Annotated in this window: 14 protein-coding genes; 2 read left to right on the top strand and 12 right to left on the bottom strand. The window is 45.7% G+C overall.

What is annotated here, in order from left to right:
• Nucleotides 1-41: 41 nt before the first annotated feature.
• From Q502_RS09875 to Q502_RS09840, 10 genes are all read right to left on the bottom strand, one after another.
• Nucleotides 42-677 (bottom strand): DUF6305 family protein, encoded by a 636-nt coding sequence (locus Q502_RS09875; RefSeq protein WP_099829780.1) that lies wholly within the window; start codon nucleotides 675-677, stop codon nucleotides 42-44.
• Nucleotides 678-790: 113 nt separating this feature from the next.
• Nucleotides 791-2452 (bottom strand): dipeptidase, encoded by a 1662-nt coding sequence (locus tag Q502_RS09870; RefSeq protein ID WP_099829779.1) that lies wholly within the window; start codon nucleotides 2450-2452, stop codon nucleotides 791-793.
• 64 nt (nucleotides 2453-2516) lie between these two features.
• On the bottom strand, nucleotides 2517-3791 hold the full coding sequence (locus tag Q502_RS09865) for a hypothetical protein (protein WP_219724926.1): 1275 nt from the start codon (nucleotides 3789-3791) through the stop codon (nucleotides 2517-2519).
• Nucleotides 3792-3802: 11 nt separating this feature from the next.
• Entirely contained in the window at nucleotides 3803-4426 is a 624-nt protein-coding gene (locus tag Q502_RS14325) for a DUF6305 family protein (protein WP_243392306.1), read from the bottom strand.
• Nucleotides 4427-4788: 362 nt separating this feature from the next.
• On the bottom strand, nucleotides 4789-6384 hold the full coding sequence (locus Q502_RS09860) for a dipeptidase (protein WP_099829777.1): 1596 nt from the start codon (nucleotides 6382-6384) through the stop codon (nucleotides 4789-4791).
• A 74-nt stretch (nucleotides 6385-6458) separates the two neighbouring features.
• Complete coding sequence (locus Q502_RS09855; RefSeq protein ID WP_099829776.1) at nucleotides 6459-8024, bottom strand: dipeptidase; 1566 nt, start codon at nucleotides 8022-8024, stop codon at nucleotides 6459-6461.
• A gap of 55 nt (nucleotides 8025-8079) precedes the next feature.
• Nucleotides 8080-9246, bottom strand: coding sequence for a succinylglutamate desuccinylase (locus Q502_RS09850; RefSeq protein ID WP_099829775.1), 1167 nt, complete (start codon nucleotides 9244-9246; stop codon nucleotides 8080-8082).
• An 11-nt stretch (nucleotides 9247-9257) separates the two neighbouring features.
• Nucleotides 9258-9422, bottom strand: coding sequence for a hypothetical protein (locus tag Q502_RS14320; RefSeq protein WP_165775359.1), 165 nt, complete (start codon nucleotides 9420-9422; stop codon nucleotides 9258-9260).
• A 27-nt stretch (nucleotides 9423-9449) separates the two neighbouring features.
• Nucleotides 9450-10742, bottom strand: coding sequence for a C4-dicarboxylate ABC transporter (locus tag Q502_RS09845; protein WP_099829774.1), 1293 nt, complete (start codon nucleotides 10740-10742; stop codon nucleotides 9450-9452).
• 57 nt (nucleotides 10743-10799) lie between these two features.
• Nucleotides 10800-11390 (bottom strand): DUF6305 family protein, encoded by a 591-nt coding sequence (locus Q502_RS09840; RefSeq protein WP_099829773.1) that lies wholly within the window; start codon nucleotides 11388-11390, stop codon nucleotides 10800-10802.
• 408 nt (nucleotides 11391-11798) lie between these two features.
• On the opposite strand from Q502_RS09840, the gene Q502_RS14315 reads away from it, so the two are divergent.
• Complete coding sequence (locus Q502_RS14315; RefSeq protein WP_165775358.1) at nucleotides 11799-11963, top strand: hypothetical protein; 165 nt, start codon at nucleotides 11799-11801, stop codon at nucleotides 11961-11963.
• Here Q502_RS14315 and Q502_RS09835 read toward each other — a convergent pair whose 3' ends face one another.
• Complete coding sequence (locus tag Q502_RS09835) at nucleotides 11964-12821, bottom strand: hypothetical protein (RefSeq protein WP_258553712.1); 858 nt, start codon at nucleotides 12819-12821, stop codon at nucleotides 11964-11966.
• A 29-nt stretch (nucleotides 12822-12850) separates the two neighbouring features.
• Here Q502_RS09835 and Q502_RS09830 point away from each other — a divergent pair, with 29 nt between their 5' ends.
• Nucleotides 12851-13654, top strand: a complete 804-nt coding sequence (locus tag Q502_RS09830; RefSeq protein ID WP_108702525.1) for a methyltransferase domain-containing protein — start codon at nucleotides 12851-12853, stop codon at nucleotides 13652-13654.
• Here the strand turns inward: Q502_RS09830 and Q502_RS09825 are convergent.
• Nucleotides 13646-14584 (bottom strand): PHB depolymerase family esterase, encoded by a 939-nt coding sequence (locus tag Q502_RS09825; RefSeq protein ID WP_099829771.1) that lies wholly within the window; start codon nucleotides 14582-14584, stop codon nucleotides 13646-13648. The genes Q502_RS09830 and Q502_RS09825 overlap by 9 nt on opposite strands.
• Nucleotides 14585-14725: the final 141 nt, after the last annotated feature.

The following is a 14725-nucleotide window of genomic DNA, read 5'->3' as shown; positions in this document are numbered from 1 at the left end:
GAACGCGGCACAATCATCACGATCGCGCCGCATCCAATCAACTACAACCCGAAGACTTCTGTGAATGTGTCGAGAAGATCGAAAGCTGAATCAATCTCCACTATTGGCACATTTCTTTCTGAAGCGGCATTCGTGAATCTGCCGTCCTTGTTTGAGTCCTTTGTCACGATGAAGATGTCTGCAAAGGGAGCTACTGTGTCAATCATTACCTCGATCGGACTACCAGGAAGACCCCTCTGAACTGAACCGCCGATTGCCACGGCAATTATTGCGATCTCGTTCGCCTTTGCGTAATCGATGAGTGCCTTGAGCCTTGAAACTTCCGATTCTACAGACAATCCCGACGCTCCCATACCTTTGAGACTCGCACCAAGAACCAGGATCATTGACTGAAACTTCGTCCCTTTGGGATCAGGGGAAAGCGTGGTCACGTGTTTTCCAATAGCCGACACAGCTCCACCAAGGCCTACTCCGGCAGCTAGCTCATCTTTGGAGAGAATGTCGCAATAATCGTACTTCAAACCTACTTCGTCGGCAACATAAGTCACCGTCTCAACTTCCGTACTCTGACCGGCTGAAGTGATTACAACAGGAAGTGCCAGTGAGACTTCTGTAGCCGAGAAGGCAAGTGCACCGACAACAGAAACAATAATCATAACGAGAATTGCTTTCTTCATGAAACTACCTCCTTCTTTCTGCTCTATTCGACTCATTTATTTGAAACAAATATTGTATACAAAGTCCGAAATTATCGAAGAAAGCCTGCCCCGAAAGGGGCAGGCCAGGACTATCATTTAGGTTTGTAAGCGTCGTCGCCGAAAATGTGACCTTCGTCGTATCCTACTGCATCAAGCCACCAGTCGGGGTATCCAGCTGAAGAACCAACGTTCGGGATGTTGATGTATCCGTCTCTGTACTTGGTTATTAGATATTCGTTGAAATCCCAAACCTCCGCCATTACTCTGTCGGTAACGTCGGCAACGTAATCAGTAAGGAATTCCTTACATAGTTCTGGATCTGTTTCGTAAAGCTGTGCAGCTGCCGCTTCAATCGCTGGCTGTACTGCAAAGAGCTTTCCTTCTATCTTCTTCTGAAGTTCCTGAATCTCCGGATACATGTAACTCCACTTCAGTTCTGCCCAGTTGCCCATGAAGTTGAATGCCCAAGATGCGACATTATAGTCGAATTCCTGAAGGCTACCACTGTCATAAGCATAAGGAACGTCCGTTATTCCACAGTACATCGGCACAAGAATCGTTTCGTGAGGTGCAGCTGCTCCCCACCATACTACTCCACCGACAGGATCAGGAAGCCAGTCTCTCGACTGAGTGACGAAAACGTACTCACATCTGAAGATAGAAAGGGCTCTTTCCCAGCTTCCCTTTATTAGCTTACTGGAACCGGCATAGCGATTAGGATTGCCGAATGGACCTGCTGCAAGCCCTTCAGTAAGATCGAATTCTGTTCCTTCGTAGTGATCTCTGAAGAGATCAATAACATCTGCAACCGACAGTTTCTTGTCAGGTACGATAGAGAATGGGTAGTCTTTTGTAAAACTGTCTTCTACCCAGGGAGAAAGTCCAAGAGATGGAGAGACTCTGTCGAGAACTCTCCATGTTCTTCTCAGACTGTAGTAAGGCATAGAGTACTCGCCTGTACTAACAGTCGCCATCCAGTCGATAGGACCTGTGCTGGGATCGTACCAGCCGGCTTCTGTTGCAACATCGATAAGATTCGGCGAGAACATATTGTCAGGGCTTTCAGGATCGAGTTCTCTTATCCTGAACATGTTCGATTCTACGAAGACTTCTCCATCTGGAACCTTCTTCGCCGCCCAAAGTGCACTCTTCTTGTCTGGCGATGCACAGATTTCGAAGACCCAGGCTTCGTTTGGGTCTGTTACTGTCAGTGTTTCTCCCCAACCGTAGTAACCGTACTCAACGGCAAGCGCACCCATGAGTTCTATTGCTTCTCGGGCTGTGGTAGTTCTCTCCATTGCAACTCTCGAAAGAGCAGCAACATCGAAAATACAATCTGCACTTGGCTGCGCATAGACCTTCGCAGAACATGTACATTCACCGATTGCCAGCTGATGTTCATTGATTACGCCATAAACTGCATCAAAGTAGCCAAATGTGTGCTCGACCTGATCGATGTAACCCAGAGGCTCTGTTGCCGGAAGGTCTGGATCGTTGTAGGTCGGACCCATATCTGCACCGACATAACGTGGATATGGCTCGATGAAAGGATATACTGCTCTCTTTGCTCCCGCTTCATAATCTGCGGGTGGAACATAGACGTACCTGAAATCACAGAGGCCACAGTCAGCTGAATGGCTCGTCATTACTGAACCGTCAACAGACGCACCCTTAGTAACGATGATTGTGGTACATGCAAGGCCAATACTGACTATTGCAGCAGCCACAATCAGGACCAATAGGATCTTACGCAAATGAAACCCCTCCCAACTAGATTTTATTGGGGATATACCCCAGTTTAAGGTCGCTAGACCTCATCTATTTTCCTAACGAAATCAACCAAATATCTTTTCCGCCCTTGTTGCTTTCTACGTCTCCGTCAGATGATGTTGAATAACCACAGAAAATATGCTTTTCATCTGAACTGACACCCGAAAGAATTAGATCGTCTGCCGATCCACCTACCGATAATGATTCGACAAGCTCACCGTTTTCCTTTATTACAATTATCCACCCATCGTTCATACCTAGAGGATCTTTGACGTCAACATTCTGTGAAGTTGTGTGACCTGCAACAAGAAAGTGTCCGTTCCCGAATCGCTGAACCACGCGTGCTATATCTGTAAAGGTTCCTCCATAATTCTTCGCCCAGATTTCTTGCCCAGCTCTGTCTACTGTTACAACGTAGAAGTCTTTCCCTCCGAGTCCGCTGGAAAACATAGATACTCCAGCATCCTGTTCACCAACAATGATTATTGTGTCCTCAAAAATCATCACATCGTAACCATCTTCGAGATACATACCACCGTAACTCTTATAGGAAGAAAGGACTCCTTCATTATCGATGACCGCAAGTGCAGCCTGTTCGTTAACGTAATTACAGCTAATTCCTACGTCTTTGTAGGTCGTATAGCCTACAGCCAGTATCTCGCCTATGTCAGTAATCGTTAGCTTTCGAGCAAGATCTTCGTTGTTGTTTTCTCCATCTATTGTCCACTGCTTCAGAAGCTCTCCTGTAGAAGCGATCTCAATTATCCAGAAATCTTCTCCCCATACATGTCCTCGAACATCTCCATCTACCGATCTCGTGTAGCCTGCAACGACCACATTTCCCGAGGGCCTCTCAACAACATCGTAAGCATGGTCCTGGCCACTTCCCCCGAATGTCTTCTCCCAGAGTAGTTCACCTTCCGAGGAAAGCTTGATTATCCAGAAATCTCCAAGCTTGTTACTCACGGAAACATCGCCGTCTGATGATTCTGTCATGCCAACAACGATGAAGCCGCCGTCTCTTGTCTCAGCTATCGCTTCTGCAACATCAGAATCACTACCACCGAAAGTTCTAGACCACAACACTTCAAAAGAGCCGTCCATTTTCACTACGAGAAAATCCTCTTCCCCTTTTGAAGTCCCGAGATCTCCGGTAGTCGAAGTTGTATATCCTGCAATCAGAATACTTCCGTCTTTGAGCAAAACCAGACCGTTTGCAACGTCATCGCCTTCTCCTCCGTAAGCAATCGAATACTCAACACTAATCTCTGAAAATGTAAGTGCGCTTAACATAATAACGGCTAACAAAAATACTCTCTTCATTAATCCTCCTGTTAGTCACAGCACCTGCCGCCGCCGAAATCCCTTTCAAAGATTGAAACGAGATCTACAACAACTGGCAGCTCCACCAATATAGGGGTATCACTTTTCAGATATGGCAAGTATTGATCAGTGGGGCTCTCGGCTACTATAAGGACATCTAGAAACGGAACGATTGTTCGGACGAACTCTTCCTTTACGGGATCGTTTCCAATCCCTTCAACATCGATGTCTATTGCTAGAACCTTTCCTCCAGAGCTCTTCACTGAAGAGGCAAGCATCTCAATTCTAATGATATCTTCTGCTGATCCCCGTTCAGCGCCTCCAACAATGACAACAAGAGTACGATATGGAGTTCCGGTAACGTAGAATGGATGGAAAAATTCGTCGGGTAGCTCTCTCCCAATCCTGTATCCAGCACCAGAAGCGAGATCTTCGACTGTCGCAAACCGCGAATAGTCACGAGCAATCTGAAGACTGTCACAAAAATAGGTTATATTCTGAAGTTCTATGCTCTCGCCCCAAACTGTCATTAACAGAGGATCTTCAATAACGGGCAAAGGTTCGACTGTCAGAGAGCAAAGAATTGAACCAGCGAAAAGAATCAGCATAACCGTAGCAATTTTCAACAGTGCCATCCCCAAAATAAATAATAATCAGTCCAAGAACGGAAAACTCATTAAGTTAGGTTGTAAAACTTTCTTATAATCATTATAGCAAAGCCTTATGCCATTTTGCCCGCTTGCTCCAATCGATACACAAGTTTTAAATAGGAGGAAAAAGCTCTAGTTTCTGACTCCATGAGTGAGATTCCCTTTCAAAAAGACTTCCTGGCTCATTAAACACTTGCATCAACTTATTGACATGTCCCACATGGAACCACAGTCGCGGCTTAAGAATCGAGAAATCGACTTCAAATGAGTCTATAGTCATACGATATCAAGAACGCTTCAAGAAAAGAAGGGCGAAGATTACTCCGCCCTTCGATAGAACAATAGTACTATCTTCTGGTTGTATCTCCATAACCAACAGCTTCGAGCCACCAGGTTGGGTACCCTGCAGTAGAACCATTCACATAACCGTCGTTCAATGTGTAGATCAGTTCATCAGCGAGTTTCCACCATCTATCCACAACTCTATTAGCAAGACCGTTGCTGTAGTTCGTGATGAAATCAATCGCTGCTTCTGGACTGCTCTTGTAAAGTTCGAGCGCAACCTTTTCGATCAGTGGCTGATTCGTGAGGAACTCAGTTTCAAACTTCGTGTATTCCTCTTTGATAATCTCTATTGCGACATTGTATCTCAGATCGGCTAGGTTAGAGACGTGGTTGAATGCCCACCATGCAGAACTTCTGTCGAAGAAATTCCTTGCTCCCTGACTGAATGACTCGGGAACACTGGTAGCGCCAGCGTAGAAGGGAATGTATACAGTTGAATGAGGCGCATCTTCGCCAAACCATACCAGTCCACCGATTTCAGCAGGCATCCAGTTTCTTGCCTGTCCAACGATTACATAAGAACACCTGAACATGGAGATTGCTCTTTCCCAACCGTCGTAGTTGACACCTTCTGGCCTTTGACTGGAAGAGGTCGCATATCTGTTAGGATTGCCAAAAGGACCCGCGGCAAGACCAACCGTGAGATCGAATTCTGTTCCTTCATAATGATCGCGCTTGATCATCATAAGATCGTGAACAGAAACCTTCTTGTCTGGTTTGACTGACAGAGGGTATCTCTCTGCCCAGGGATCAAGCTCAAGTGATGGGGCTAGAAGATCCAGTACTCTCCACTCTCGTCTTGTGTTATAGAATGCATTCTTCGGCCCATAGGCTGCATAGAAGAGGAAAGTCCCTTCTCCGTCCCACAGTCCTAGATCGATAGCGGTTGAGTAGACATTTGGAGAGGCCATGAAGTAGTCGGTGTTCTCAAGATCGATTTCTCCAATCCTCGATCTGTTGGCGTGAACGAGAACATGATCGTCCGGAATTCTCTGTGCAACCCATACCGCTCCGGGTTCTTCGCTCCCAGGAGACCAGAAGGGTCCAGGACCACAGATCTCAAAGAGCCATGCCTCTTCTCCGTCGATAATTGTTAGTCCTTCGCCGCCATCGCCATATCCGTACTTCTCGGCTAGTTCTCCCATTACCTGTATAGCTTCCCTCGCCGTAGTGGCTCTCTGAAGACCGAGAACCTGCAACTGCTCGATTGTCATCCATCCCTGAGAGTTTCTAAGCGCTCTCTCACCACTCCAGGTTGTTTCTCCCATTATTACCTGGTTTTCGTTCATGAATGGATATCCTATGTGGAAGTAGGTGTACGTTACCGGTGCCTGAGGTATTTCTCCCACGTAAGATACAGTCCTTCCGGGAATACCCGCCTGACAGAGACCCTTGTAAATGCTTACGGTCTCGCCCTCTTCATGTACTCCACCGGGAATAATCTGAATTCTGGCATCGTAGCTGCCATCACAGGTGTGTGTGGTCATCGTTGAACCGTCAACCGATGCATCCTTTCCTACCAGGATAGAGGTGCATGCCATTGCGGTTACGCCAAATCCAACAAAAAGCACTAACAAAACAATAAGTACACGTCGCAATTCTTTCACTCCCCTTTCACAAAATGGGGGTCGGTCTATGACCGACCCGGAAAATATTCCAGAACTAACTTAAATCAAGGAAGCCTAAGAATCAAAGAGTCTGCTAGATCCCAATATGCTTCCTCTACCTCGATCATCAAGCTGGAAACGTAGCTAGTTAGGAATTCAACTGCCAGATCCCTATCGGTCTTGTAAAGCTCAAGTGCTGTAGCCTCAATTGCTGGCTGGACTTCGAAAATCCTTTCCTGAAGAGGTTTTCTGACAGCATCTACTCTCGGCATCATGTCCTGATACCTGACTCCGGATAACCTGTCGACAGTATAGAATGCCCAGAAAGCATCATCTCTGTTGATCTTGCTGTCCCCTCTGTTTATTGTGGTCCAAGATTCAGGAACGCTGGTCGTCGCACAGAATAGAGGAACAACAACTGCTTTGTGGGAATTTCCAAGACCAAACCACGAGACCGCACCAATCTCAGGTGGCAACCAGTCTCTCGTTTGGTTTATGAAGAAGCAGCTTGTACTCTGAACACCGATGTTCCTTACGCTCGGAATTCCAAGAAGATTTCTGAATTCACTTCCTGGCTGTGGCGATGCCAGCCCACTCTTCCTTATCTCGTCTCCGTATTCATATAACCAGGCTTCATTAGCTTCCATGTCACCAGGTGTACCAGTCATAACATCTCTGTAGAGCTCAATTATGTCATATACCGAAACCAGTTCATCAGGCTTCACAGAGAAAGGATAGTCATCAGTCTTGTCATAGGACCAGTTACCGGAAGGATTCAAAGTGCTGAAAATCCTCCAGAGCCTGGAACTCCACTTACCTTTGATGTTTCCGTAAACATACTTCCAGACAAACGGTTCACCACTAGCGGGATCATAAAGACCGAGTTCGATGGCTGTGTCGAGATAATTATCGGAGATATAGAAGTCTTCCTCTGGAACGGCCGGCGGTCTTTTTGTCTCAGGATCTATTTCTCCAATCATACTGTAGTTGACAACAGCCGAAATATGTTCATCGGGGACACGCTGGGCAGCCCATACGGCTCCTGGACCATCTCCTGGCTTCCAAAGAGGGCCTACCCCGTAAACTTCAAATACCCATGCCTCCTTGCCATCGGCTATTGTGATGCATTCCCCAAGATTGCAGGATTCGCGGTAACCATACTCTTCGGCAAGTTGCCCCATAAGCAATATAGCTTCCCTTGCAGTAGTACAACGTTGTAGTGCAAATGCCTGAAGCTGCTCAACAGTCATTATTGCTTCGGGACTATTCGCAGTTGCTCTTGCTCCTCCCAAGGTTGTCTCGCCCATAAGAAGTCCCTTTTCGTTGCCAAAAGGATACGATGTCAGGAAGTACTGGTAAGTATGCTCCACCTGCGGAATTTCGCCCAGTTTCTCGAGTGGCCTTCTATCCGCGTAAACTATCCATTCCCAAACAGGTGTCATGCTTCCCGGTTCATGGTCTGCTGCAGGCTGTATCAGAATCCTAGAATCATATGTCCCGTCAACTGTCTGCGAACAGATAACAGAACCATCAATTGTAGCCATCTTACCAGCAAGTATATCTGTGCAGGCAATCAGACTTGCGTAGAAAACTGACAGTACAAGAACAATCGTTACTAGTATCTTTCTCACCTAAAAACCCCTCCCTTTTGAGGAAAAAAACTCAACAATAATGATGCTTTACCGGTCATTCATAGTAAATCTTACTTGCACTTGCTTTAGATGGATCCTGGAAATAGAAGCCGGTACCGTTACTAACTACCTCGTCGTATCTCGGAACTCCTCCGACAAGTACCTCCTTTCCTGGATTGAAATCGCTCCATAGCTCGAGAACCATGAGAGTCGTGGAGCAGTGTCTGCCGACTCTCACATCGATTGGCCAACCTTTCTCGTCTATCTTCTCGTAAAGCAGACCGTACTTTCCGGCTGTCATAACAAATTCATCCTTACCTGTTAACAGAAGCGCCTCATCCGTGATTCCCCTAACCCTGTCCAGGAAAGGCTCGGGAGTCTCGAACAGAAGAGATATCGCGTCCGAATGATCCCCCACTTCTCTATGAGAGAGTCCGTGAAGGCTAGGAGGAGAGAACTCCATCCCGATCCTGAATTCCGAAGAAGTGAGAATCATGGAAGCCAGCCCCGCTATGTCTGCGGCCTTCTGATGAGCAACTATTGTGCTTATGACAGGGTACTCAAGCTCGGCCTCATGTAAGTCGATGAAAACGTCAACTCCTTCTTCCCTTATAAGATTCATGAAAGCGTAGTTAGTCTGTTCTGTGATCATTCCGTTCTCCCTGCCTGGCCATGTTCTGTTGAAGTTACGAATGTCCATGTAGGCAAGAAGCTGACCACTTGGATAGTGGACGTACGTCTCGGGATCCGGCCACGAATCGAGAGGGCTTGTCCATCTGTCTCCCATTCGGTATTTGCTCTCTCCCCAGGGTGTTTCGATCGTGTAATACATGGGATATGCGTCCCCCGGTCTGGTAACTCGTGATCCACTCTGGTTTGCAGTTATGGCTACGATCAGCCTTCCCTTGCTTGGCATGGCGTTCTCGACTAATATCTTTGCGGCTAGATTCGTCGCTGGTTCCTCTGGATGAGATCTACCAATCACAAGTGCCGTTCCACCGGGTACACCACTATCGATTATGTAGATATTGGTGTCGTTTATGGTGCCTTTCAAGGGCGCAAAATAGTCACCAAGAGTCTTCACATTGGTTACCCCCGGTCCAATTACAACTGGCTCCCGGAAGTTTCTGTGGTTGTAGAACTCGATCCCCGCAATAATAAGGGCAATCCCGACCAATGCAGTTGAAACTATTTTGACAATCATCAGGTTTCTGTCAGTCATACCAGCACCCCCTACTTGATTCTCAGGATTCGCAGGATGAATGGCATTAACATGACAGAAAAGAGGATTGCCTCCTGAAAATTCTTGGTCTTGATCAGGTTTCTAGCTATAACGAAAACTACAAAAGCGATTATCAAGTAGTAACAGACACTGATTATTGTATAAAGAACAGCCATTAACAACACTTCCTTTCGGCCATGACATCACCCGCCAACCAAGAAGGAAAGTTCATTACTGAAGATCAAGAACAGTGTAGTGATCAGCAGAATAAACCCCATTGGAACAAGCGAAGTCTTCAAGAAATCCTTATAGTAGTGACCCTTGAACTTGAGCTCCATAACCGTTGCCCTTCCAACAACTGCAGTAGGGGGAAGAATATCTCCCACTGGCCACATTACTGCCATTGCAGAAAGAGCGATTATTGCGTCCATACCTTTCATGTTGAACAAAAGTATAAGGGGAACTCCGAGAAGCGGTGCAACCGCGTATTGGAGCAACCCTTCAGAAACAGGCAATATTAGCCAGAGTGCAGCAAACAGAACCCACATAGGCAGTGTCACTACGGCCAGAGAGATCAACCCTCTTGCGCCACTCAAAGCCATTATCTGTATCAAAATACCCACAACTATCATGATTCCTACAAGAGGGATCAAAGTGTTTATAGTGTTTGTCGCTATTTTTAGAATCTCCAACTTCTTGGGACTGAGGAGAATCGCAAATACAGATGCTACAACGAACATGAAAGGCAACCCCAGCGTAGGAATTGAGTGGGGCCATATCCGTCCCGCCATGATCAAGAATATTAGGACCACGAAGGGAATTCCTACCCTTATCCAGTTCATCTTCGCAGGCGGTTCAGGCAGCTCCTTCAAAGCTTCTCCTAACTCTACAGGCTTGCCCTTTCCTCCCAAGAAGAACATCGCAAACAGAGACCCCGCAAGCGACAGGACAAGGAGCGGAATGAAGAAGCCTACATAAGGCATGTTAGAACCTGCGGCTGCCATCATCGCCCAGAGGTTAACAGGAGGTGCGGCGGCACTCATTGCAGCACAAACGAAAATTATCGCTGCTACTCGTTTCTCAGATATTCCCATGTAGGTGAGAACTGTCCCAACCAGCGTACCGACCGTGAGCACTGTGGTAGCACCAGAACCAGTCAAAGCACCGGGAATTAACAGGAGAAGAGTCAGGAAGAAAAGGCAGAGCGCTCTGCTCTTGTGGAAGGCAGTAACTATACGCCTTACCAGAAAGGCGACTCCCCCGGACTCCTTTATCAGATTCATGAAGAAAGTAGCAGTGATAAAGATCAAACAGACATCAAGATAAGTGAAAGAGCCTTCAACCAGATGACGAACGGGAATAGCTCCACCAGAATGTACAATGGCCGCTGCGATTGCAGCAACTAACATCGAGAGTTCAACACTAAGTTTAAGTGCCTTTGCAATCCCGAAAGAGACGGCAATTACGGCAAGTATTAGACCAGCGTGGAAGTACACCAGGACACTCCCCCTTCAGAACCGACCATGAGGTCGATTGCAAAATGATTCATTGTTTCACTCCGACTCAAACAGCTCTTTTAGAGCGGGACCGATGTCCAACGATTCCTTCACCTTGATCAGAGGTATTCCATTCTTTTCAGAGTAGTTCGTGAAGAAACCATCTGAATCGCTGTCAGCGATGACAAGAATCAAATCGGATTTTGGAATGACTGTATTTATCGACCTTTCGTCAGTAGAATCTACACGGCGCGCCATCCCCTCAATGTGTGCACCAATAATTGTCATTCCGAGTTCTTTAGCCTTAGAAATAAGAGCTTCAACCCTTTTAACCTCGAAATTCATATCAATACCGGCGGCTCCCATTCCTTTGAGGCTCGTTCCTGTGGTTATAACCAATGTCTTTGGAGCATTTTCTCCTGCCGCCATCTCGGAAAGCTGTTCGGCAGTCAAGAGATCCTCCTGAACACAGGCGATCTGGCTTCTTGTACACACCAGTCTGAACATCAAAGCACCCGGACTCTGCCCCATAGTGGTTACAACCATAGGTGGCTGAACGACCGGCATCTCAGTCTCCACTGAGAAAAGGGCAGAGCACGGCAAAACTAAAATCAGCATTACTAGAAATCCCAGGATAATCTTTCTCACAAAAAACACCCTCCTTTTAAAACTATTGAACTAATATACAGACTACCCATTCTGGCAAATAATAGACCCAAAACGATACTCTTGAAGGCTGCCGAAGAATATAGAAACAAACAATAAAATAAGTACGTAATCCTTATCGTTTACAAACTTATTCTACCATCTCTTCAATCTCTGACAAACCATGATCTGTCAAGATGATCTCCAATGTAGCGCAACTACGTTCGATTATCACTTCATAGTTAATTGATGTGTGATAAGCCAATCGGCAAATGCATTCTTGTTTAATTCTCTGCTTTCATTAGCTTTCGATCCAGTTAATTACCCGCATTGTTATGTTTATGGAAATTCTGCAGACTCATCTCATGCGTGCTACCATGGAAACCAAAAATCTCTTTCTGGAGGGTTTTGATGAAGAGCTGGAGGGTCTGGGAAGGTTACGAATACATCATGTTGAAACCAGGCGAGTTGAAGGGCATAAGGGATGCCATAAGATATTATGACCCGAAAGGAAAACTTGTCGCGGTACAGGTACTACGAAAAACAAGCGAACTGGGGCAGATGAAGATTACATAATCATCCTTTAATGCAGGTTCCCATATTCATATCCTGAACAATTATCAGTCCCATAGAATACATAACCAGGCATAAAACGAAATACAGCCCAATAGGGATTAGTACTCTCAAGACTCTATTCGAGGTTCTGGAATTCAGTTTTTCTACTAAGAAATTGACTGAGAGAATTATAGCCAAAACAAGAGTGTACTCGACTCCAAATAAGAAGAACGGTAAATCGTTTATCTGGTTAACACTGAAATAGGCTTGACCAACTTTCTCCCAGAAAGGCCATGGTGTGAACATCAAATGGCTGATAAGATAGACCGCCCACGTTCCAAACACAATCGGCAAACTCTTTGAGGTCTTCAGATAGTATTTCGAAAAGAGATAGGCGCCTATAACTATTCCCGAAAGATGCACAACGTCATAAACTATCTGGAGCATGTATACATGGTCAGAAAGATCGAGAGTTGAGAGTGCCGCAACAAGAGAGATTCCCATTGTCGCCATTGCCCCCTGTTTTGCCCACTCCCACCCAAACAACAGAGCCAACCAACCAATCAAGAATACTAGATAACATAGATAGATCAGATTATGTAAGTTGTTCGTCGAAAAATAAGTAATCCCGCCGTCAGAAGTGTGCTCGTATTTCATATCAAGAAGATCGAGATCGAAATGCTGGTTTGGTCCACTGTAACCGCAATCTCGCCACTCGTAAAGCCACCCATCCCAAGTTAAGTAGAAGATAAGAATTAGAATCCACAAAACCATGAAAAAAAAACCGAGCCTTCTCTCAAATATGTTTTGGTTTAGCTTCATAATAACTCCCGCCGAAAAGACTAAAGATAATCCTGATTTTATCATGATAGAATGCATAATAGAATTCATCCATTGGAGTGGTTTTCTTGTCTCTTGACTGGATAGATGTGACAGACATTGACATCAAGACTCTTCTGTTGTTGGAAAAGCACAATATTTCTCATCTTGAAAGAAACCATTCAGATCAAAGATCGCTTGCAGTGGTTCTGAAGGCCAATCCAGAAATTCTATGGTATTTCAAGATGATTCTGCCTGAGAGGGCTGAGACATTCAAAAGAATGGTAGAAAACGTCTCGGAAGACCTTTCTCGAGAAGAGATCAGAAAAGCAGAATTGGAGTTGCTGAAGAATGTGAATGACTGGATAGTGTACGCCGTTGATCCGTCGGTGTACGACTCTCTCGAATTCACGAAGTGGGATAACAGATTATTGACTGACTTAGTTAGCTTTAGAGGCAAGAGAGTCGTCGATTTGGGTGCGGGTAGCGGCAGACTGTCATTCTTTGCGGCGAGCGAGGGCGCATCAGTCGTTTATGCCGTTGAGCCAATGAGAACTCTGAGGGAGTACCTGAAGACAAGGGCAAGAGCGAAAGGATTAAGTGACTTCTATGTTGTGGATGGCTTAACAGAGGATATTCCCTTTGAGAGAGATTTCGCAGATGTTGTTATTTCCGGTCATGTCTTTGGTGACTTCATGGAGAAGGAATTCAGTGAAATGTATAGGGTAACAAAACCGGAGGGCGAAATCGTTCTGTTTCCGAGTAATAGAGATTCAGACGATCGTATTCACTCTTTTCTTCTCGAGAAGGGATTTGAATGGGGCAGATTCAAAGAACCTGGTGCGGGCCTTGTGAGATGGTACCTATTTAAGGTGAACAAGATATTACCTTAAGGATTTGTCTCTGAAAAACTCCCAGATCATTTCGCTGGCTTTTATTGTGGCCTCAGACGAGCTGTTGAGAGCATCTAGTCCTTTTTCTCTCCCCGGCCAGGTGTGATCACCGTCAGTTATCATATAGAAATGGACAAGACTCCTCTCGTCTTTCCCGGTGTATTCTTTCAGTATGACCAGTCCATTTTCATGCTGTGTCTCCTGTACGGTACTTGCTCCCATCTTGGTTGCCCAGAATTCCACAGATTCTTCTACCGGGGGAAAATACATTCCGTTGGCTTCGGAGCTGCTCGAAAAACCTCCCTCAAAGGGTATTATTGGGTCTTTCATCCCATGGAACACTATCAGCGGAACTCCTCTATCCGGAGGATGTATCATAACTATGGAATTTTCATCGGTTCCACCTGCCGGAGAAGAAGAGACAATTGCGCATGCTGCAAATAGCTCAGGATAGCATGATACAAGCCGATAGGCGAGCATACCCCCATTAGAAAGACCGACAAGATAGACTCTGGTCTCGTCAACGGGATAACTGTTAATTATTTCGACAATAAGCTCGTAAATGTACGAAACATCATCAACATTGTTCTCCATAGCATATCCACAACAGAAACCTGAGTTCCAGCTCAAGAAAACGCTGTTCAAAGGGCCTGTTCCCTCAGGATAGACTGACATGAAACCCTCTTTATCAGCAACTTCCGTTATTCCGTAAGTGTTCTTTGTGTAATTGCCATTGCCAAAGAGGCCATGAAAGACAAGAACTACCGGCAACTTCTCATCTTTGATTTCCGGAGGTAGATGAATTATGGTTTGTCTCGTTCTGCCGTCATGCTCTATCGTCATAACCTCATCTACTCCCTTTTTCGTGCCACTGACGAGGGAGAATCCCATGGCCAGAAGAGTGCCGATTATCATCATTGTCTTGAACACTTAGCTACCCCCCGTTCACCTTTTAATTACAACAGTTGATAACATTTCAATACTAACATTTGTTAAGCCAGAACAATTCCTCAGTCTCTCCAGAAAATCAAACACGTTGTCTGAACAAATCCTCTTCATAACTCTTACTAA

Origin of the sequence: Mesotoga sp. Brook.08.YT.4.2.5.2. (genome assembly GCF_003351125.1) — a bacterium.
In the GTDB taxonomy this organism is placed as follows: domain Bacteria; phylum Thermotogota; class Thermotogae; order Petrotogales; family Kosmotogaceae; genus Mesotoga.
Note: the sequence above shows the minus strand (reverse complement) of the source record. Positions and strands in the feature narration are given on the sequence as shown.